Source organism: Kluyvera huaxiensis (assembly GCF_040149365.1).
In the GTDB taxonomy this organism is placed as follows: domain Bacteria; phylum Pseudomonadota; class Gammaproteobacteria; order Enterobacterales; family Enterobacteriaceae; genus Kluyvera; species Kluyvera intermedia_A.
The window spans coordinates 34,537-53,901 of the sequence record NZ_JBEFLV010000004.1; the positions used below are offsets into that span (position 1 = coordinate 34,537).

Annotated in this window: 21 protein-coding genes; 14 read left to right on the forward strand and 7 right to left on the reverse strand. The window is 54.1% G+C overall.

Annotation, left to right across the window (positions count from 1 at the left end):
- Window positions 1-74 precede the first annotated feature (74 nt).
- Together ABOC97_RS05660 and ABOC97_RS05665 are read left to right on the forward strand one after the other, a co-directional pair.
- The gene (locus ABOC97_RS05660) at window positions 75-1,529 is read left to right on the forward strand and encodes an NAD-dependent succinate-semialdehyde dehydrogenase (protein ID WP_349595033.1); all 1,455 of its coding nucleotides are present in this window, start codon (window positions 75-77) and stop codon (window positions 1,527-1,529) included.
- 27 nt (window positions 1,530-1,556) lie between these two features.
- Complete coding sequence (locus ABOC97_RS05665) at window positions 1,557-1,832, forward strand: barstar family protein (protein WP_061281586.1); 276 nt, start codon at window positions 1,557-1,559, stop codon at window positions 1,830-1,832.
- A gap of 54 nt (window positions 1,833-1,886) precedes the next feature.
- Here the strand turns inward: ABOC97_RS05665 and yhcN-B are convergent, their stop codons facing one another.
- The 3 genes from yhcN-B to argR form a co-directional block, all read right to left on the reverse strand.
- Entirely contained in the window at window positions 1,887-2,153 is a 267-nt protein-coding gene (yhcN-B, locus tag ABOC97_RS05670) for a DUF1471 family stress response protein YhcN-B (protein WP_349595036.1), read from the reverse strand.
- A gap of 111 nt (window positions 2,154-2,264) precedes the next feature.
- Complete coding sequence (gene yhcN / locus ABOC97_RS05675; protein ID WP_349595039.1) at window positions 2,265-2,528, reverse strand: peroxide/acid stress response protein YhcN; 264 nt, start codon at window positions 2,526-2,528, stop codon at window positions 2,265-2,267.
- 376 nt (window positions 2,529-2,904) lie between these two features.
- On the reverse strand, window positions 2,905-3,375 hold the full coding sequence (gene argR / locus ABOC97_RS05680) for a transcriptional regulator ArgR (protein ID WP_234505853.1): 471 nt from the start codon (window positions 3,373-3,375) through the stop codon (window positions 2,905-2,907).
- Window positions 3,376-3,829: 454 nt separating this feature from the next.
- Between argR and mdh the strand changes: the two genes are divergently transcribed.
- Window positions 3,830-4,768, forward strand: coding sequence for a malate dehydrogenase (mdh, locus tag ABOC97_RS05685; RefSeq protein ID WP_349595042.1), 939 nt, complete (start codon window positions 3,830-3,832; stop codon window positions 4,766-4,768).
- A 64-nt stretch (window positions 4,769-4,832) separates the two neighbouring features.
- Here mdh and degS read toward each other — a convergent pair whose 3' ends face one another.
- From degS to zapG, 3 genes are all read right to left on the reverse strand, one after another.
- Window positions 4,833-5,897 carry an outer membrane-stress sensor serine endopeptidase DegS gene (gene degS, locus ABOC97_RS05690; RefSeq protein ID WP_349595045.1) on the reverse strand — a complete coding sequence of 355 codons (1,065 nt, stop codon included), beginning with the start codon at window positions 5,895-5,897 and terminating at the stop codon, window positions 4,833-4,835.
- An 89-nt stretch (window positions 5,898-5,986) separates the two neighbouring features.
- Entirely contained in the window at window positions 5,987-7,363 is a 1,377-nt protein-coding gene (degQ, locus tag ABOC97_RS05695) for a serine endoprotease DegQ (RefSeq protein ID WP_349595047.1), read from the reverse strand.
- A 138-nt stretch (window positions 7,364-7,501) separates the two neighbouring features.
- Window positions 7,502-7,900, reverse strand: coding sequence for a Z-ring associated protein ZapG (gene zapG / locus ABOC97_RS05700; protein WP_052284013.1), 399 nt, complete (start codon window positions 7,898-7,900; stop codon window positions 7,502-7,504).
- 198 nt (window positions 7,901-8,098) lie between these two features.
- Here zapG and zapE point away from each other — a divergent pair, with 198 nt between their 5' ends.
- The 11 genes from zapE to nanQ all read left to right on the forward strand — a co-directional run bounded on the left by zapE (window position 8,099) and on the right by nanQ (window position 17,378).
- On the forward strand, window positions 8,099-9,223 hold the full coding sequence (gene zapE / locus ABOC97_RS05705) for a cell division protein ZapE (RefSeq protein WP_349595050.1): 1,125 nt from the start codon (window positions 8,099-8,101) through the stop codon (window positions 9,221-9,223).
- A gap of 236 nt (window positions 9,224-9,459) precedes the next feature.
- The gene (gene rplM, locus ABOC97_RS05710) at window positions 9,460-9,888 is read left to right on the forward strand and encodes a 50S ribosomal protein L13 (RefSeq protein WP_052284015.1); all 429 of its coding nucleotides are present in this window, start codon (window positions 9,460-9,462) and stop codon (window positions 9,886-9,888) included.
- 15 nt (window positions 9,889-9,903) lie between these two features.
- Window positions 9,904-10,296, forward strand: coding sequence for a 30S ribosomal protein S9 (rpsI, locus tag ABOC97_RS05715; RefSeq protein WP_000829815.1), 393 nt, complete (start codon window positions 9,904-9,906; stop codon window positions 10,294-10,296).
- Window positions 10,297-10,592: 296 nt separating this feature from the next.
- Entirely contained in the window at window positions 10,593-11,231 is a 639-nt protein-coding gene (sspA, locus tag ABOC97_RS05720; protein ID WP_234505836.1) for a stringent starvation protein SspA, read from the forward strand.
- A gap of 4 nt (window positions 11,232-11,235) precedes the next feature.
- The gene (sspB, locus tag ABOC97_RS05725; RefSeq protein ID WP_349595063.1) at window positions 11,236-11,733 is read left to right on the forward strand and encodes a ClpXP protease specificity-enhancing factor; all 498 of its coding nucleotides are present in this window, start codon (window positions 11,236-11,238) and stop codon (window positions 11,731-11,733) included.
- Between the two features lie 137 nt (window positions 11,734-11,870).
- Window positions 11,871-12,644 carry a transcriptional regulator NanR gene (nanR, locus tag ABOC97_RS05730; RefSeq protein WP_349595066.1) on the forward strand — a complete coding sequence of 258 codons (774 nt, stop codon included), beginning with the start codon at window positions 11,871-11,873 and terminating at the stop codon, window positions 12,642-12,644.
- Between the two features lie 134 nt (window positions 12,645-12,778).
- Entirely contained in the window at window positions 12,779-13,672 is an 894-nt protein-coding gene (gene nanA / locus ABOC97_RS05735; RefSeq protein WP_349595069.1) for an N-acetylneuraminate lyase, read from the forward strand.
- Window positions 13,673-13,777: 105 nt separating this feature from the next.
- On the forward strand, window positions 13,778-15,268 hold the full coding sequence (locus ABOC97_RS05740; RefSeq protein WP_349595072.1) for an MFS transporter: 1,491 nt from the start codon (window positions 13,778-13,780) through the stop codon (window positions 15,266-15,268).
- Between the two features lie 45 nt (window positions 15,269-15,313).
- Complete coding sequence (locus ABOC97_RS05745; RefSeq protein WP_349595528.1) at window positions 15,314-16,003, forward strand: N-acetylmannosamine-6-phosphate 2-epimerase; 690 nt, start codon at window positions 15,314-15,316, stop codon at window positions 16,001-16,003.
- Window positions 16,000-16,869 (forward strand): N-acetylmannosamine kinase, encoded by an 870-nt coding sequence (gene nanK / locus ABOC97_RS05750; protein ID WP_349595075.1) that lies wholly within the window; start codon window positions 16,000-16,002, stop codon window positions 16,867-16,869. The genes ABOC97_RS05745 and nanK overlap by 4 nt, the downstream gene beginning before the upstream one ends.
- A 2-nt stretch (window positions 16,870-16,871) precedes the next feature.
- A complete protein-coding gene (nanQ, locus tag ABOC97_RS05755; protein ID WP_349595078.1) occupies window positions 16,872-17,378 on the forward strand; it encodes an N-acetylneuraminate anomerase in 507 nt (168 codons plus the stop codon).
- Between the two features lie 566 nt (window positions 17,379-17,944).
- On the opposite strand, the gene ABOC97_RS05760 is transcribed toward nanQ, so the two are convergent.
- Complete coding sequence (locus ABOC97_RS05760; RefSeq protein ID WP_349595081.1) at window positions 17,945-19,363, reverse strand: glutamate synthase small subunit; 1,419 nt, start codon at window positions 19,361-19,363, stop codon at window positions 17,945-17,947.
- Window positions 19,364-19,365: the final 2 nt, after the last annotated feature.

Below are 19,365 nucleotides of genomic sequence, written 5' to 3' on the forward strand. Positions count from 1 at the left end.
CAGGTTCCCTTCGCAAACCCCACATTCCCTATCCCGCCCTATACTTAGAGAGAACCATTTCTCAGGAGGGTGTAATGACCACGCAAGCACTGCAGGATAATGACCTTTTCCAGACCGGATATCTGGTCAACGGCGAATGGCAGCAACTCAATTCCACCTTTGACGTACTCAACCCGGCAACAGGTGAAGTCGTGGCGAAGGTAGCAAAAGCCGGTAAAAAAGAGACCGAACAGGCGATAGCCGCCGCTGCGAAGGCGTTTCCGCTATGGCGTGCGAAAACGGCGAAAGCGCGTTCAGAGCTGCTTTATCGCTGGTATCAGCTGATTATCGACAATAAAAGCTGGCTGGCGCGGCTGATGACCATTGAGCAGGGCAAGCCGCTGAAAGAAGCTGAAGGCGAAGTGGATTATGCGGCGAGCTTTATCCAATGGTTTGCCGAGCAGGGCAAGCGGGCGAACGGGGAAATTATTCCGCCAGCAAAACCCGGTTCGCGCATTCTGGCAACGCGTGAACCGATCGGCGTGGTCGCTGCAATTACACCGTGGAACTTCCCGATGGCAATGCTAACCCGCAAGCTTGGTCCGGCTCTGGCCGCAGGTTGTACCGGGGTGATAAAACCTGCCAATAACACCCCTCTGTGCGCCTTTGCGCTGCTGGCGCTGGCGAAGAAAGCGGGGATCCCGGATGGCGTACTGAATGCGGTGGCGGGCAATACTCAGGAGATCAGCGACGCGATTATGGCCAGCCACGAGGTGCGTAAAATCTCCTTCACCGGCTCAACCTCGGTAGGGAAAACGCTAGTCCGCAATGCGGCTGAAACCATGAAGAAAGTCTCCATGGAACTGGGCGGCAATGCGCCTTATATCGTGTTTGAGGATGCCGATATTGATGCCGCCGTGCAGGGCGCGATTGCCAACAAATTCCGCAACGCCGGGCAGGTGTGCGTCAGCGTGAACCGTTTTTATATTCATGACACCATCTACGAGTCTTTTGTCAGCCAGCTGGCAACGGCGGTTAAGGCGCTAAAAGTGGGTAATGGTCTGGATGATGGGGTGGTCGTTGGGCCGCTGATTGAAGCGTCGGCGGTCAAAAAAGTACGTGAGCATGTCGAAGACGCGCTCGCTAAAGGGGCTGAAGTGCTCGCCGGCGGTGAGGCTCATGAGCTTGGTGGTAACTTCTGGCAGCCGACGGTGCTGGGAGAGTGTCATGAGCAGATGCTGTTGGCGCAGGAAGAGACGTTTGGCCCGCTGGCGGCCTGCTTCCGCTTTAGCGATGAAGACGATGTCATTCATCGCGCGAATAATACCCCCTACGGCCTGGCGGCTTATTTCTATACTCAGAATCTCTCTCGTGTGTTCCGCGTCTCGCAGGCGCTGGAAAGCGGCATGATCGGCATTAACGAATGTGCGGTGTCGACTGAGCTTGGGCCTTTTGGCGGCGTGAAAGAATCTGGGCTGGGGCGTGAAGGTTCGGTGTTGGGGCTGGAAGAGTACCTTGAGGTAAAAACGTTACACATCGGGGGACTCTAGTCCAGATGGATGGGGAGAGGGCATAAGATGGAAATCTATACTTTTGATTTTGATGAAATAGAAAACCAGGGCGATTTTTATCGGGAATTCGCTCGACTCTTTGCCCTCGACAGCGAACAGATTCGCAATCTTGACGCGTTATGGGATGCGGTCATTAGCCCGCAAATGCCGACGCCACTGGAGATTGAATTCATCCACCTGGATGATAAACAGCGTCGGCGTTACGGTGCGCTGATTCTGCTGTTTGATGAGGCGGAAGAAGAACTGGAAGGGATGCTGCGTTTTAACGTTCAGCGTGGATAAAAAAAAGCCCTCGCATAAGGGCGAGGGCAAGTCGTCGGACAAGACGACGAGGGTTTATTTGTACAGCTCAGCCGTAGCGTGCCAATGGTCGCCGGTACGGGCTTCAATTACGCGGTAGCTGCTAGCGCCTTCTTTTTCAGCTTTTGCGGCTAACTCACTACGCATATCCATCGGGGCGCTACCAACCTGAGATACAGAGATGGTGCCCATTGGTTGAAGGCTCTGAGCTTGCTCTGAGTTCACCTGTTGTACTGCGGCGCTTGCGCCGAAAGACAGAACGGATGCCAGACCAAGGGATGCGATAATCATTGCGCTTTTCATAGTGTTTACTCCTCACCTTATTCTTCAGCGGTGAGAGGATAATCTTTTTGATTCCTGGACCGCTGTGGGTAATTTAATTTATTGACTGCCGACGTACTGCTTCACACTGACTTATTTGTACAGTTCAGCCGTAGCGTGCCAATGGTCGCCGGTACGCGCTTCGATAACGCGATATGACGAAGCACCTTGTTCTTCTGCTTTTTTGTTCAGCATTTCATGCATGTCCATCGGAGATGAACCGACGGAACCGATGGATACGGTGCCGATTGCCTGACGGGTCTGGGCCTGATCGCTGTTGATAGAATCAGCGGCGAACGCGCCAAACGAGATAGCAGAAAGGATGCTCAGAGCAGCAACGGTAGTTTTGATTTTCATGATACTCACCTCGTCGAATTTTTTTGGAGGGTCTTTGTTTTGTGACCCTCATCACGAAATTAAGTATACACTAATCACACAAAATATTAATACCCTCCTAATGGTTTCGCGTGTAATTACATGTCAATAAACGTCATTTTTAGAACATTTACGTATAAAAAAACGCATATTTTGGCAAAGAGAATCTGTAATGATGCGTAAAATCAAAAAGATAGAAGAATTTGATATTTTGTGCGATTAAGTCGGGATATATTCACTGTATCTATGCGTTAGGCCGCGGAATCGCACTAAATGCTAACGAAACGGTAGTTGAAGATATGGGGATAGAAAGGAAAGGCAGCTCCTCTGGAAGCACCAGAGGAGAGAGGGAGAAGGATTACAGTTCCTGTTCGAACAGAACCTGAATCGCTTCGAACAGATCCTTCACGCTAAAGCCCCTTGCCGGGGTGGTGAAGATAGTGTCGTCACCGGCGATGCTGCCGAGGATGCCTTCTGCTTTACCCAGAGAATCCAACAGGCGTGCGATAAGCTGTGCTGCTCCAGGGCTGGTGTGGATGACGACTACGGAATCGTTGTAATCGATATCCAGCACCAGATTTTTAAGCGGGCTGGTGGTAGTCGGTACGCCCAGTTCGGCTGGCAGGCAGTAAACCATCTCCATTTTGGCGTTGCGCGTACGCACGGCACCAAACTTCGTCAGCATACGAGAGACTTTGGATTGGTTGATATTATCGAAGCCTTCTTCCTGCAAGGCCTGAACAATTTCGCCCTGTGAGCTAAATTTTTCTTCCTTCAGTAAGGCTTTAAAGGCTTTAACTAATTCTTCTTGTTTGGTTGAACTTCGCATAAGTCACCCGAGTATGGTGGTGAAATTAACATTATTATGCATATAGGTGAATTTTTATGCAAACAATTTGCCTGAAGAGGCTAATTCGAATAGAGAAAGGCGGAATTTTAGCAAAAATTAGACCTAAGAAACATGCCTATATCACGGGATCTAAATAAGTTAAAAGTAAATGAATTGTTATTAAATTGCTGTTGTTTTACGCAACATGCTGCGTATATTGTAATCGATAGTTGATGAAAATTTGGTTTCGTAGATAGGCCTTTTTCTGGGAGTGGTGCAGTAGTCCCAACAATGCTGCTGGAGACGCTGCATTCTGTAAGCAATTAGATTGTAATTATTTACCTTGTGAATTAAGGTCGCCGCAACGGAGTAACAATAGGTCTCTCCTGCGTTGGTTATGCGGTCCACGACAGGTTGCTACCTGAATGTCATTAACCATAATAAGGAGTTTAGGATGAAAGTCGCAGTCCTTGGTGCCGCCGGCGGTATTGGCCAGGCGCTTGCCCTACTACTAAAGACCCAACTTCCTTCAGGTTCAGAACTCTCTCTGTATGATATTGCCCCCGTCACGCCTGGCGTGGCAGTCGATCTCAGCCATATTCCTACTGATGTAAAAATCAAAGGGTTTTCAGGTGAAGATGCGACGCCTGCGCTGATAGGGGCTGATGTTGTCCTGATTTCAGCGGGTGTTGCACGTAAACCCGGCATGGATCGCTCCGATCTGTTTAACGTTAACGCCGGGATTGTTAAAAACCTGGTACAACAAATTGCCAAAACCGCGCCAAAAGCCTGCATTGGTATCATTACCAACCCGGTCAATACCACGGTGGCTATCGCCGCTGAAGTGCTGAAAAAGGCGGGCGTGTACGATAAAAACAAACTGTTTGGCGTAACCACGCTGGATATCATCCGCTCCAATACCTTTGTGGCGGAGCTGAAAAGTAAAAACTGCGGCGATGTTGAGGTCCCAGTGATTGGCGGCCACTCCGGTGTGACCATTCTGCCTTTATTGTCGCAAATCCCTGGTGTTAGCTTCTCCGAACAAGAAGTGAATGACTTAACCAAACGCATCCAGAACGCAGGCACCGAAGTGGTGGAAGCGAAGGCCGGTGGTGGGTCAGCAACCCTATCAATGGGCCAGGCTGCGGCGCGTTTCGGCCTGTCTTTAGTCCGCGCATTACAGGGCGAAAAAGGGGTTGTGGAATGTGCGTATGTTGAAGGTGACGGCGAATATGCGCGTTTCTTCTCACAACCACTGCTGCTGGGGAAAAATGGCATTGAAGAGCGTCAGTCTATTGGCAAACTGAGTGCCTACGAAGAGCAGGCGCTGAACGGTATGCTGGAGACGCTGCGCAAAGATATTCAGCTGGGTGAAGAGTTTATCAATAAATAAGACCTCAGGTCTTAGCGTATAACAAAGGGGCCGATTGGCCCCTTTGCTTTTGTTGTTTAACCGCTTAGTTTGATGCCGGATATTCCTGAATCGTCACCTGCATCGTTATTTTCTTATCATCACGCATCACCACCACTGGGATCACTGATCCTGGGCGGATCTCCGCTACCTGGTCCATGGTCTCCAGCGCGGACACGGCCTGCTTGCCGTTCACTGAGACAATCACGTCGTTATTCTGGATCCCTGCCTGTGCGGCTGGGCCATCTGGCGAAATATCGTTAACCACAATACCTTGAATAGGATCGATGCCACCCTGCGCGTGGACTGGGGCAATTTCGCGCCCGCTGATACCGATAAAGCCACGGATCACCCGGCCATCGCGAATCAGCTTATCCATAATCTTGGTCGCCAGCTGGAATGGGATAGCAAAGCTCAGCCCTTCCGGCGTTTCGCCGTCGTTGCTCTTATCAAAGGAGAGGGTGTTGATGCCCATCAGTTCACCCAGCGAGTTCACCAGCGCGCCGCCGGAGTTTCCGTGGTTGATAGAGGCGTCGGTTTGCAGGAAATTCTGCCGACCGCTTGGGTTGAGGCCGATACGACCGGTGGCGCTGATGATCCCCTGAGTAATGGTCTGCCCGAGGTTGTAAGGGTTGCCAATCGCCAGAACGACGTCGCCGATGTGCGGCACGCGGCCAGGATTAATCGGGATAACAGGCAGACCGGCAGTCGCGTTAATTTTAAGCACCGCCAGATCGGTCAGACTATCGGATCCCACCAACAGCGCTTCAAACACGCGGCCATCCTGTAGGGCAACGATAATTTGGTCGGCGTCATTGATGACATGCTTGTTGGTAATGATGTAGCCGCGCTCGTCCATAATCACCCCGGAGCCGAGCGTCTTAATCTCAAGTTGGCTATGGGTGCTGCTGTTCAAACTGCGATTATAAACGTTGACTACCGCAGGCGCTGCACGACGCACCGCCGAGTTGTAGCTCGCCGGAGCTTCATCCATGCTGCTAAAGCGCTGGGAGGATAAGGGATTCCACTGGCGTAAAGAAGGGACGGTGGCAATCAGTATGCCACCGACCAATAAACCGAGTGCGACCGAACGTAAGAGCTTTACAAGCATGATAACGGTATCGTTGATAAGGAAACTGGACGAAGCATACCACGACTTAACCGGACATACATTCCATGCTATGTCCGGTTTCCCGAGGATTAACGCAGCAGCAGGTAGATACTCTCCTCGCCGCGAAGTACGTTAACTGCCATCACCGCCGGTTTGGCTTCCAGAACCTTGCGTAGCTCAGCTATCGACTGAGTTGGCTGGCGGTTCACGCCAATGATGACGTCATCTTTATGCAGACCCACCTGTGCGGCCGGGCTACCTTTCTCCACGTTCGAGATGACAACGCCTTTCGTCCCGTTTTTCGCCTGGCCATCGCTCAGCGATGCGCCTTCCAGGGCTGGGATAATCAGCTGTGCGCTGGCGGTCGACGAAGTGCTCTTATCCAGCGTAACTTCCACGTCCATCGGTTTGCCGTCGCGCAGTAGACCCAGTTTGACCTTGGATCCTGGCTCGGTGGTGGCAATGCGCGAGCGCAGTTCAGCGAAGCTGTTGAGCGGTTTACCGTTCAGGCTGGTAATCACATCACCTGACTTGATCCCAGCTTTTGCTGAGCCTGAACCCGGCAGAACTTCGCTGACGAAGGCGCCACGCTGGACGTTTAGGTTAAAGGCTTTAGCGATATCAGCGGTCATTTCCATCCCGCGGATGCCGAGCAGACCACGCTTGATTTCGCCAAATTGAATCAGCTGTTGAGCCAGGGTCTGCGCCATATTGCTCGGGATGGCGAAGCCTATCCCCACGCTGCCGCCGCCGGGGGCCAGAATGGCGGTGTTAATACCAATCAGTTCACCGTTCAGATTTAGCAACGCACCGCCGGAGTTGCCGCGGTTAATGGCGGCATCGGTCTGAATAAAGTTCTCCAGCCCTTCAAGATTCAGGCCGCTGCGACCCAGCGCCGAGACTATCCCGGAGGTCACGGTCTGCCCGAGGCCAAACGGATTACCGACGGCCACGGCGAAGTCACCCACGCGCAGTTTGTCGGAGTCGGCGATAGCGATTTGCGTCAGGTGGCTGGCTTTCTGGATTTGCAGCAGGGCGATATCGCTTTGGTCATCGCTGCCGATAAGTTTGGCGTCGAACTCCCGACCATCGTTAAGTTGCACGCTGATCTTCTGTGCGTCACTTATCACATGGTTGTTGGTCAGAACGTAGCCTTTAATAGCGTCGATGATGACGCCAGAACCCAAGCCTTCAAACTGCTGTGTCGGTTGATTGGGCGTGCTGCCGCCGTCGTCACCAAAATATTTCTTTAATTCGTCAGGCACCTGCTGATTGACCGGCGCGGTACCTTCAACCTGCACGCTCACCACCGCCGGCAGAACTTTCTCCAGCATCGGCGCGAGGCTAGGCAGTGCGCCCTGGCCGGGAACCTGCGTAGGTAGCGATGCCAGCACCGGTGCCGGTACGGCAAGAGATAACCCGATGCTTAACGCTAACGCACTTAACAGTAAAGTCGATTTGCTCATTGATGCTGGCCCTCATGACCCTGGATATAAGGACAATGCTTCCCGAAAAGACTGATGTTATTGAAGTAAATATAGTCGGCGTGCGCAGAAGAGGACGGGCGCATAGCATGCGCCCGTAAAAAATAACTGAAATGCAGATTAATCGCGTTTAGCGCCGCTACGCAGCAGGCCAGAAGCACCGTCAGAATAGTCGCGTGGCATCTGAACCGGAGCCTGATCGTTACCCGCTTCGGATTCCGCCAGACGGTTGCGGAACGGGTTGGCTTCAGGCGACATGCCCGGCAACAGGTTGCTGGAGCTTTTCGCCATGTGCTGGTAGATCTGGCGATAATCGTCCGCCATGTTATCAAGCAGCTCTGCGCTGCGGGCGAAATGGCTGACCAGCTCTTCGCGGTACTCTTCCAGTTCGGCTTTATTTTTCTCCAGTTCGTACTGCAACGCTTGCTGCTGGCGTAGCTTACTATTACCAAAACGCATGGCCACGGCACCGATAATGATACCGACGACTAACCCAATTAGCGCGTATTCCCAGGTCATGAACATCTCCCGTTGTTTTGTTGTTCCGTAGGGTCTTGGCGGCTTCGGCAACTCCATGCCTACGCCCGATAGTGCCACTATAACCGCTAATCCCGTAGAAGTGGAATCCTGACGCATCATCGCGTAGTGTAGAACGGACTTTTTTTGGTCAATCGTGAAGTAAGACATACCGGTTTTCAAAGGAATAACAATTAGATCATGCAAAGCCTGTCCCCCACATCGCGCTATCTTCAGGCCCTCGAACAGGGCAGTCACCAACCCGATGATGTCCAGCGTGAGGCGGTAAACCGCCTTGGTGTCATTTACCAGGAACTTCAAAGCAAAACAGTGAATCCAGCCTCCGGCGGTGGACTGAGGGCGCGCTTTGGTAAGCTGCTGGGTAAGAAAGAGAACGACAGCCCGGCTGCAGTTCGCGGCCTTTATATGTGGGGCGGCGTGGGGCGAGGCAAAACCTGGCTGATGGATATGTTCTACCAAAGCCTGCCGGGCACGCGTAAACAGCGGCTGCACTTCCACCGTTTTATGCTGCGCGTGCACGAAGAGCTGGCGGCATTGCAGGGGCACAGCGACCCGCTGGAGATTGTGGCGGAACGCTTTAAAGCCGAAACCGACGTGCTCTGTTTTGATGAATTTTTTGTCTCTGATATTACTGACGCCATGTTGCTGGGTGGTTTGATGAAAGCGCTTTTTGCCCGCGGCATTACGCTGGTGGCGACGTCAAACATTCCGCCGGATGAGCTCTACCGTAACGGCCTGCAGCGGGCACGTTTTATGCCGGCGATTGAGGCTATCAAAGAACACTGCGATATCATGAATGTGGATGCGGGTATCGACTATCGCCTACGGACGTTGACCCAGGCGCACCTGTGGCTTTCACCGCTCAATAGCGAAACGCGCCAGCAGATGGACAAGCTGTGGCTGGCGTTGGCGGGAACCTCGCGGCAGAATCAGACCACGCTGGAGATTAACCATCGTCAACTGCCGACGCTGGGCGTAGAGAATCAAACGCTGGCTGTCTCGTTTACGACCCTGTGCGTTGATGCGCGCAGCCAGCACGACTATATTGCACTCTCGCGCCTGTTCCATACGGTGATGCTGTTTGATGTGCCGGTGATGACGCCGATGCTGGAAAGCGAAGCGCGGCGTTTTATTGCGTTGGTGGACGAATTTTACGAACGCCACGTGAAACTGGTGGTGAGCGCTGAAGTCGAGCTATACAACATTTATCAGGGTGAACGGCTGAAGTTTGAGTTCCAGCGCTGCCTCTCGCGCCTGCAGGAGATGCAGAGCGAGGAGTATTTGAAGCGCCCGCATATGCCGTGAGGCTAGACCCGGCATAAAACCCTGCGCAAATCACATAAAGGGGTCGATCTTTGACCCCGACTTCTCTATACTCTTGCGACCCCACGTTACGAGAGAGTTTTTTTCCCAAAACTTTCTATGTGCCGGCATAGGCTATTCGAAGGGGTAGGTTTGCTGGACAATGTCGTGTGAACCTCATCTGACTAAACGTTTGGGTGTTCACCAACGTGTAACTAATTTATTTGGGTAAGCTTTTAATGAAAACTTTTACAGCTAAACCAGAAACCGTAAAACGCGACTGGTATGTTGTTGACGCGACCGGTAAAACTCTGGGCCGTCTGGCTTCCGAACTGGCTCTGCGCCTGCGCGGTAAGCATAAAGCGGAATACACTCCGCACGTAGATACCGGTGATTACATCATCGTTCTGAACGCTGATAAAGTTGCTGTAACCGGCAACAAGCGTACTGACAAAGTGTACTATCGTCACACTGGCTACGTCGGTGGTCTTAAAGAAGCGACCTTTGAAGAGATGATTGCTCGCCATCCTGAGCGTGTGATTGAAATCGCGGTTAAAGGCATGCTGCCAAAAGGCCCGCTGGGTCGTGCAATGTACCGTAAACTGAAAGTTTACGCAGGTAACGAGCACAACCACGCGGCACAGCAACCGCAAGTTCTTGACATCTAATCGGGATTATAGGCAATGGCTGAAAATCAATACTACGGCACTGGTCGCCGCAAAAGTTCCGCAGCTCGCGTTTTCATCAAACCGGGCAACGGCAAAATCGTTATCAACCAACGTTCTCTGGAACAGTACTTCGGTCGTGAAACTGCCCGCATGGTAGTTCGTCAGCCGCTGGAACTGGTCGACATGGTTGAGAAACTGGATCTGTACATCACTGTTAAAGGTGGTGGTATCTCTGGTCAGGCTGGTGCGATCCGTCACGGTATCACACGCGCTCTGATGGAGTACGACGAATCCCTGCGTGGCGAACTGCGTAAAGCTGGCTTCGTTACTCGTGATGCTCGTCAGGTTGAACGTAAGAAAGTCGGCCTGCGTAAAGCACGTCGTCGTCCTCAGTTCTCCAAACGTTAATTGGTTTCTGCTTCGGCAGAGGGCAATTTGCGAAAAAACCCGCCTCGGCGGGTTTTTTTATGTCCGTAAATGGCGTTAACAGGCTCTTTTTCCGCTTTTCCAGAATCCCCTCACCACAAGTCGTTCAAAATCTGGTAGACTATCATCCAATTTTCTGCCCAAATGCGCGCGATTGTTCATTTTTTGTTTAGTTTGTGAACGAGAATGTTGTCTAACGTGCAGATGAGGCTTACCGTCTGGCTAGCCGCCGTTGTGGCTGGTAGCAGTACAAATTCTGATTATACCTGGAGGTTTTCATGGCTGTCGCTGCCAACAAACGTTCGGTAATGACGCTGTTTTCTGGTCCTACTGACATCTATAGCCATCAGGTCCGCATCGTGCTGGCTGAGAAAGGTGTGAGTTTTGAGATAGAGCACGTGGAAAAGGACAATCCACCACAGGATCTGATTGACCTCAACCCGAATCAAAGCGTTCCGACACTGGTAGATCGCGAGCTGACCCTTTGGGAATCTCGCATCATTATGGAATATCTCGATGAGCGTTTCCCTCATCCACCGCTGATGCCGGTTTATCCGGTTGCGCGTGGTGAAAGCCGCCTGTATATGCACCGTATCGAGAAAGACTGGTATTCGCTGATGCATACCGTGATGAACGGTTCTGCCTCTCAGGCTGATGCTGCACGTAAACAGCTGCGTGAAGAGCTGCTGGCCATTGCGCCGGTCTTCACCCAGAAGCCGTTCTTCTTAAGCGATGAGTTCAGCATCGTAGATTGCTACCTGGCTCCGCTGCTGTGGCGTCTGCCGGTGATGGGCATTGAGCTGGTTGGTGCTGGTGCGAAAGAGCTGAAAGGCTATATGACGCGCGTCTTTGAACGTGACTCATTCCTTGCGTCCTTAACGGAAGCCGAGCGCGAAATGCGCATTGGCCGGGGTTAATTGAATGGACGTTTCACAGCTTTCTCCGCGTCGCCCGTATCTGCTTCGCGCGTTTTATGAGTGGCTGCTGGACAACCAGCTGACGCCACACCTGGTGGTTGATGTTATGCAGCCGGGAATAAACGTACCGATGGAGTATGCGCGGGATGGTCAGATTGTGTTGAACATCGCGCCACGTGCGGTGGGCAATCTTGAGCTGTCCAACGATGAAGTGCGCTTTAATGCGCGCTTCGGCGGCGTACCGCGTCAGGTTTCCGTCCCGCTGGCAGCCGTGTTGGCTATTTATGCGCGCGAGAACGGTGCTGGAACCATGTTTGAAGCTGAAGCGGCTTATGATGAAGACGCTGAAGGTTTCAACGACGATAACGTGGAAAACGCTGGAAGCGAAACGGTGATGTCGATCATCGATGGCGATAAGCCTGACAGTGACGATGACCATTCTCCGGATGACACTCCGCCGCCGCCGCGCGGTGGCCGTCCGGCGCTCCGTGTCGTGAAGTAACGTAATAAGAACAGACCCAACGGGTCTGTTTTTTTTCAGCCCTACGTCCAGATCCCCGCACTCATTTCCCCTACACTTTTTGTGATATGATGAAAACGTTGTACATTTTCCCCATCTACCCAGGTTAAACGGTACCTATGAGCGCATTTGACTCCAACTCAGAAGACACAATCGGCAACAGCCTGCGTCGCCGCCCTTTGGCACGCAAAAAGCTGTCTGAAATGGTGGAAGAAGAGCTGGAACAGATGATCCGCCGCCGTGAATTTGGTGAAGAAGGACAGCTGCCGTCCGAACGCGAGCTGATGGCGTTCTTTAACGTTGGCCGCCCCTCGGTACGCGAAGCACTGGCTGCGCTCAAACGTAAGGGCCTGGTACAGATCAACAACGGCGAACGCGCGCGCGTTTCGCGGCCATCGGCGGACACCATCATTGGCGAACTCTCCGGTATGGCGAAAGATTTTCTCTCGCATCCCGGCGGCATTGCCCATTTCGAACAGCTGCGTCTGTTCTTCGAATCCAGTCTGGTACGCTACGCCGCTGAACATGCCACTGATGAACAGATTGCTCTGCTGGGAAAAGCGCTGGAGATCAACAGCCAATCGCTGGATGATAACGCCCAGTTTATTCGCTCGGACGTCGACTTCCACCGCGTGCTGGCGGAAATTCCCGGCAACCCGATCTTTATGGCGATCCACGTCGCGCTGCTCGATTGGCTGATTGCGGCACGTCCTAAAGTGGCGGATCAGGAGCTGCACGAACATAATAGCGTCAGCTATCAACAGCATATTGCGATCGTCGAAGCTATCCGTGCCCACGATCCGGAAGAAGCCGATCGCGCCCTGCAGGCCCACCTCAATAGCGTTTCTGCCACCTGGCACGCCTTCGGCAAAGCCAAAAAATCCCGTAAGTGATCCTCGAAAAGCGATCGGTTTAGTGAAGTCGATCGCACAATAAGCTTTCTGTATTACGCTGCTGCAAAAACTATCTGGTATAACAGGTATAAAGGTACACAGCTAATTCAGTTAAATATCACTACGAGGTATGTATGGCTAACAATTTACGTGGCGTGATGCCCGCGCTTCTCACCCCTTTTGATGCCCAGCAGAAAATTGATAAAGCGAGTCTGCGCCGACTGGTGCGCTTTAATATTGAACAGGGTATCGACGGAGTCTACGTGGGCGGTTCAACCGGCGAAGCGTTTATCCAGAGCCTGGCTGAACGTGAGGAAGTGCTGGAAATCGTAGCGGAGGAAGGCAAAGGCAAGATTGCATTGATCGCGCATGTCGGCTGCGTGAGCACAGCGGAGAGCCAGCAACTGGCGGCGGCAGCGAAACGTTATGGCTTCGATGCGGTATCCGCTGTTACTCCGTTCTATTACCCGTTCAGCTTTGAAGAACATTGCGATCACTATCGCGCCATTATCGATTCGGCTGATGGATTGCCGATGGTGGTCTACAACATTCCAGCGCTGAGTGGGGTAAAACTAACGCTGGATCAAATCAACACGCTGGTGACGTTGCCTGGCGTCGGCGCGCTGAAGCAAACCTCTGGCGATCTTTATCAGATGGAACAGATCCGCCGCGCGCATCCGGATCTGGTGCTCTACAACGGCTACGATGAAATCTTCGCTTCTGGCCTGTTGGCGGGGGCGGACGGTGGTATCGGCAGCACCTATAACATTATGGGGTGGCGCTATATGGCGATTGTACAGGCGCTGAAAGAAGGGGATATCGGCAAGGCTCAGGATCTGCAGCGTGAGTGTAATAAGGTTATCGACCTGCTTATCAAAGTGGGCGTGTTCCGCGGACTGAAAACGGTATTGCATTACATGGACGTGGTTTCCGTACCGCTGTGCCGCAAACCGTTTGCGGCGGTGGATGAAAAATTCTTACCGGAATTAAAAGCGTTGGCGCAGCAGCTGATGCAGGAGCGTGGCTAATACCGCACTCGACGGCCTCCTCTCCCTGAAGGGAGAGGGTAAGGGGAAATTCCGCTCTCATTCATACCAAAGCGCGTGGGCATCGCCCACCGCGGGAGACTCACCATGAGTACAACAACCCAGAACATCCCGTGGTATCGCCATCTCAACCGGGCACAGTGGCGGGCATTTTCCGCTGCCTGGTTGGGGTACTTGCTTGATGGTTTTGATTTCGTCTTAATTGCGCTGGTGCTGACCGAAGTCCAGGGCGAGTTTGGTTTAACCACGATCCAGGCGGCGAGCCTGATTTCCGCCGCCTTTATCTCCCGCTGGTTTGGCGGTCTGATGCTGGGGGCCATGGGCGATCGCTACGGCCGTCGTCTGGCGATGGTGACCAGTATTATCCTTTTCTCTGCGGGCACGCTCGCCTGCGGTTTCGCGCCCGGCTACACCTCTTTGTTTATCGCCCGTCTGGTTATCGGCATGGGGATGGCGGGGGAATACGGCTCCAGCGCCACCTACGTCATCGAAAGCTGGCCGAAGCAGCTGCGTAATAAGGCCAGTGGTTTCCTGATCTCCGGTTTCTCCGTTGGCGCAGTAATCGCGGCGCAAGTTTATAGCCTGGTGGTTCCCGTTTGGGGCTGGCGAGCGCTCTTCTTCATCGGCATTGTGCCGATCGTATTCGCCCTCTGGCTGCGTAAAAACATTCCGGAAGCGGAAGATTGGAAGCAGAAGCACGAAGGTAAAGCGCCGGTGCGCACCATGGTCGATATTCTCTACCGCGGCCAGTATCGGGTGATGAACATCATCATGACCTGTGTGGCGGGGGCGTCGCTGTGGTACTGCTTTGCCGGTGAAGCGCGCATTGCCGGGCTGGTGGCGCTGCTGGGGCTGGTCTGCGCCATTATCTTCATCAGCTTTATGGTACAGAGCAGCGGTAAACGCTGGCCAACCGGGGTAATGCTGATGGTGGTGGTGCTGTTCGCCTTCCTCTACTCATGGCCGATTCAGGCGTTATTGCCGACCTACCTGAAAACCGAACTAGCTTATGACCCACACACCGTGGCTAATGTGCTGTTCTTTAGCGGCTTTGGCGCGGCGGTAGGTTGCTGCGTGGGTGGATTCCTCGGCGACTGGCTGGGCACCCGTAAAGCCTACGTTTGTAGCCTGCTGGCTTCGCAACTACTGATAATCCCAGTGTTTGCGATTGGCGGCACCAACGTCTGGGTACTGGGCTTCTTACTCTTCTTCCAGCAGATGCTGGGGCAGGGGATCTCCGGGATCTTACCAAAACTCATCGGCGGCTATTTCGATACCGATCAGCGTGCGGCGGGGCTGGGCTTTACCTATAACGTCGGTGCGCTTGGCGGTGCGCTGGCGCCGATCCTCGGTGCGCTGATCGCGCAGCGGTTGGATCTGGGAACCGCGCTGGGTTCGCTCTCCTTCAGCCTGACCTTTGTGGTTATCCTGCTGATTGGCCTCGATATGCCGACGCGCGTTCAGCGGTGGATCCGTCCGGAAGCATTACGCGCCCACGATGCCATCGATGGTAGGCCGTTTAGCGGTGCAGTGCCGCTGGGCAGCAGCAAAAGCGGTTTGGTAAAAAGTAAAAGTTAACCAGGGAGCCCGGCGTCTGTCGGGCAAATCCATGAGGAAGTGATGATGTCTTTACTTGAACAGCTTAATCAACGAATTGCGCAATCCGGTGGCCTGATTGTTTCCTGCCAGCCGGTTCCCAACAGCCCGCTCGATAAACCTGACATTGTGGCCGCGATGGCGCTGGCGGCGGAGCAGGCGGGCGCCGTGGCGCTGCGTATTGAAGGTATCGCCAATTTAAGCGCCACCCGTGCCGTGGTTTCTATTCCGATTATCGGCATTCTCAAGCGTGACCTGGACGACTCACCGGTGCGAATCACCCCTTTCCCTGATGATGTTGCCGCGCTGGCGCAGGCCGGTGCCGATATCATCGCCATCGACGGTACAGACCGCATTCGTCCAGCCACCGTGGCGTCGCTGCTGGCAGCTATTCACCAGCACGGATTAGTGGCGATGACCGATTGCTCAACTTTTGCAGATGGCATGGCCTGCCAGCAGCTAGGCGCTGAGATTATTGGTACCACGCTTTCCGGTTACACCACGGCGGAAACCCCCGATGAGCCGGACTTTGAACTGGTGAAAACCTTAAGTGATGCAGGATGTCGGGTGATTGCCGAAGGGCGATACAACACGCCGGCGCAGGCGGCTGAGGCGATGCGGCGCGGCGCGTGGGCGGTGACGGTGGGTTCCGCGATTACCCGTCTGGAGCATATCTGTCAGTGGTATAACGCGGCGTTAAAACAGGCGGTGCTATGACGACGCTGGCGATTGATATTGGCGGCACCAAACTGGCCGCTGCGCTGGTGGATGATGCGTTGAATCTTCTTGAACGGCGTGAGTTATCCACGCCCGCCAGCCAAACACCCGATGCGCTACAAGCGGCTTTACGGACGCTTGTAGCACCGCTCTTTCCCCGCGCGGACCGCGTGGCGATTGCGTCGACCGGGATGATTCGTGACGGCATGCTGTTGGCCATCAATCCGCAAAATCTGGGCGGATTACTCAATTTCCCGCTGACGGAAACACTGGCTGCGATAACGGGCCTGCCCACGCTGGCGGTGAATGATGCCCAGGCTGCGGCATGGGCGGAATTCCATGCCTTGGGCGGTGATTATCATGACATGGTGTTTATCACCGTTTCTACCGGCGTGGGCGGCGGCGTGGTGCTCGACGGTAAATTGGTTTGCGGTTCAGGTGGGCTGGCAGGGCATCTGGGTCATACGCTGGCCGATCCTGACGGGCCAATGTGTGGCTGCGGCCGTCGCGGCTGCGTGGAGGCAATAGCTTCCGGGCGCGGGATTGCCGCTGCCGCGCAGGGTGAACTGGCGGGATGTGATGCTAAAGCCATCTTTCTTCGCGCAGGAGAAGGTAATGAACAGGCTGCACAGTTGATTCACCGTTCGGCGCAGACGCTGGCGAGACTCATCGCCGATGTGAAGGCGACCACCGACTGTCAGTGCGTGGTGATTGGCGGCAGCGTTGGGTTAGCGGAAGGTTATCTGGAGCAGGTCGAAACCTATCTGGCGCAGGAACCTGCGGCCTATCAGGTGAGATTACAACCGGCACATTATCGGCATGATGCCGGATTACTGGGGGCTGCGCTGTTGGCTCAGGGAGATTAAGCATGGTAACAGGTGATATTCAGGCGCTGGACTCCGCGGGGCTACATCCGGTTCTGACCGGGGCGCTCACGCTGGCGTTAGCCGCTCGCCCGCAGGACAAAGTCCCGGGGCGCTATGAGCTACGCGGGGACGATATTTTTATGAACGTGATGGCCTTTGCCACGCAGCCTGCGGAAAGCAAAAAGGCGGAGCTGCATGCGCAATACATCGATATCCAGCTTTTGCTGAGGGGTGAGGAGCGGATTCTGTTTGGCGTCGCAGGAACCGCAAGGCAGTGCGAAGCATGGCATGTGGAAGAGGATTATCAGCTTTGTGCCGTAATGGAATATGAGCAGAGTGTGACGCTAAGACCGGGGATGTTTGCGGTGTTTATGCCGGGCGAGCCGCATAAGCCGGGGTGTGTGGTGGGTGAAGCCGGAGAGATTAAGAAGGTGGTGGTCAAGGTTCGCGCTGATGCCCTCACCCCGACCCTCTCCCACAGGGAGAGGGAGAAAACCGCGCAGGTGTAACGCTGGGCAAAAAGGTTCCTCTCTCAGAGAAGGGAGGGGAACCGTAAGTTTGAGTGTTGGCACTATCGGCCTGCTCTCCCACGGGGAGAGGGAGAAAACCGCGCAGGTGTAACGCTGGGCAAAAAGGTTTCTCTCTCAGAGAAGGGAGGGGACCCGTAAGTTTGAGTGTTGGCACTATCGGCCTGCTCTCCCACAGGGAGAGGGAGAAAACCGCGCAGGTGTAACGCTGGGCAAAAAAGTTTCTCTCTCAGAGAAGGGAGGGGAACCGTAAGTTTGAGTGTTGGCACTATCGGTCTGCTCTCCCACAGGGAGAGGGAGAAAACCGCGCAGATGTAACGCTGGGCAAAAAGGTTTCTTTCTCAGAGAAGGGAGGGGAACCGTAAGTTTGAGTGTTGACACTATCGGCCTGCTCTCCCATGGGGAGAGGGAGAAAACCGCACAGGTGTAACGCTGGGCAAAAAGGTTTCTCTCTCAGAGATGGGAGAGAAAACCGTAAGCTTGTTAATTGGCACTATCGGTCCCCTCTCCCCAATGGGGAGAGGGTTAGGGTGAGGGGGGAACGCGCGTTACACTTCCAGCCAGTTCATAATCCCATCAGCAGCTTTACGGCCTTCAGCGATAGCCGTCACCACCAGATCCGAACCACGCACGATGTCGCCACCGGCAAAGATTTTCGGGTTGCTGGTCTGGAATGCATTCTCGTTACCTTCCGGCGCGACAATACGACCCTGAGAATCCAGCTCCACGTTGTGCTTTGCCAGCCACTCCATGCTGTGAGGTCGGAAACCAAACGCCATCACCACCGCATCAGCCGGAACTACGTGTTCAGAACCGGCAACGATTTCCGCGCGACGGCGGCCTTTCGCATCCGGCTGGCCCATCTCAGTACGAGCCATTTTCACGCCGCACACTTTACCGTTGGCATTCACTTCCACGCCCAGAGGCTGAACGTTGAACTGGAACTCCACGCCTTCTTCACGCGCGTTTTTCACTTCGCGTTTGGAACCCGGCATGTTCTCTTCGTCACGACGATAAGCGCAGATAACGTGGGTCGCGTTCTGGCGAATGGAGGTGCGTACGCAGTCCATCGCCGTATCGCCACCGCCCAGTACCACAACGCGCTTGCCTTCCATGCTGACATACGGCTCGTCGGTAGTTTCGCCGAAGCCCATGATCTGCTTGGTGTTAGCAATCAGGAATGGCAGAGCGTCGAATACGCCAGAGGCATCTTCGTTTTCCAGCCCGCCGCGCATCGACTGATAGGTGCCCACGCCGAGGAATACGGCGTCGTAATCTTTCAGCAGGTCATCCACCTGAACATCACGGCCCACTTCGACGTTGAGTTTGAACTCAATGCCCATGCCGGTGAAGATTTCACGGCGGCGGGTCATGACTTCTTTCTCCAGCTTAAAGGCCGGAATACCGAAGGTCAGCAGACCGCCGATTTCCGGGTGGCGGTCAAAGACCACCGCCTTCACACCGTTGCGGGTCAGCACATCGGCACAGGCCAGGCCTGCCGGGCCAGCACCGATGATGGCGACTTTCTTACCGGTCTGCTTCACGCCGGTCAGATCCGGACGCCAGCCCATTTCGAACGCTTTATCGTTGATGTAGCGCTCGATGTTGCCGATGGTTACTGCACCGAACTCATCGTTCAGGGTACAGGAACCTTCGCACAGACGATCCTGTGGACAGACGCGGCCGCAGACTTCTGGCAGGGTGTTGGTCTGGTGTGACAGCTCGGCTGCCTCAAAAATACGCCCTTCGTTGGCCAACTTCAGCCAGTTCGGGATGTAGTTGTGTACCGGACATTTCCACTCGCAGTAAGGGTTGCCGCAGGACAGGCAACGATCTGCCTGCGCTTTGGCCTGACCTTCGGAAAACGGCTCGTAAATCTCGATAAATTCGATCTTGCGGATCTTCAGCGGCTTCTTCGGCGGATCAACGCGCTGCAGGTCGATAAATTGATAAACGTTCTGACTCATGA

Coding starts and splice junctions, on each gene's coding strand:
- ABOC97_RS05660 (WP_349595033.1), top strand. CDS start 75: ATGACCACGCAAGCACTGCAGGATAATGACCTTTTCCAGACCGGATAT.
- ABOC97_RS05665 (WP_061281586.1), top strand. CDS start 1,557: ATGGAAATCTATACTTTTGATTTTGATGAAATAGAAAACCAGGGCGAT.
- yhcN-B (WP_349595036.1), bottom strand. CDS start 2,153: ATGAAAAGCGCAATGATTATCGCATCCCTTGGTCTGGCATCCGTTCTG.
- yhcN (WP_349595039.1), bottom strand. CDS start 2,528: ATGAAAATCAAAACTACCGTTGCTGCTCTGAGCATCCTTTCTGCTATC.
- argR (WP_234505853.1), bottom strand. CDS start 3,375: ATGCGAAGTTCAACCAAACAAGAAGAATTAGTTAAAGCCTTTAAAGCC.
- mdh (WP_349595042.1), top strand. CDS start 3,830: ATGAAAGTCGCAGTCCTTGGTGCCGCCGGCGGTATTGGCCAGGCGCTT.
- degS (WP_349595045.1), bottom strand. CDS start 5,897: ATGCTTGTAAAGCTCTTACGTTCGGTCGCACTCGGTTTATTGGTCGGT.
- degQ (WP_349595047.1), bottom strand. CDS start 7,363: ATGAGCAAATCGACTTTACTGTTAAGTGCGTTAGCGTTAAGCATCGGG.
- zapG (WP_052284013.1), bottom strand. CDS start 7,900: ATGACCTGGGAATACGCGCTAATTGGGTTAGTCGTCGGTATCATTATC.
- zapE (WP_349595050.1), top strand. CDS start 8,099: ATGCAAAGCCTGTCCCCCACATCGCGCTATCTTCAGGCCCTCGAACAG.
- rplM (WP_052284015.1), top strand. CDS start 9,460: ATGAAAACTTTTACAGCTAAACCAGAAACCGTAAAACGCGACTGGTAT.
- rpsI (WP_000829815.1), top strand. CDS start 9,904: ATGGCTGAAAATCAATACTACGGCACTGGTCGCCGCAAAAGTTCCGCA.
- sspA (WP_234505836.1), top strand. CDS start 10,593: ATGGCTGTCGCTGCCAACAAACGTTCGGTAATGACGCTGTTTTCTGGT.
- sspB (WP_349595063.1), top strand. CDS start 11,236: ATGGACGTTTCACAGCTTTCTCCGCGTCGCCCGTATCTGCTTCGCGCG.
- nanR (WP_349595066.1), top strand. CDS start 11,871: ATGAGCGCATTTGACTCCAACTCAGAAGACACAATCGGCAACAGCCTG.
- nanA (WP_349595069.1), top strand. CDS start 12,779: ATGGCTAACAATTTACGTGGCGTGATGCCCGCGCTTCTCACCCCTTTT.
- ABOC97_RS05740 (WP_349595072.1), top strand. CDS start 13,778: ATGAGTACAACAACCCAGAACATCCCGTGGTATCGCCATCTCAACCGG.
- ABOC97_RS05745 (WP_349595528.1), top strand. CDS start 15,314: ATGTCTTTACTTGAACAGCTTAATCAACGAATTGCGCAATCCGGTGGC.
- nanK (WP_349595075.1), top strand. CDS start 16,000: ATGACGACGCTGGCGATTGATATTGGCGGCACCAAACTGGCCGCTGCG.
- nanQ (WP_349595078.1), top strand. CDS start 16,872: ATGGTAACAGGTGATATTCAGGCGCTGGACTCCGCGGGGCTACATCCG.
- ABOC97_RS05760 (WP_349595081.1), bottom strand. CDS start 19,363: ATGAGTCAGAACGTTTATCAATTTATCGACCTGCAGCGCGTTGATCCG.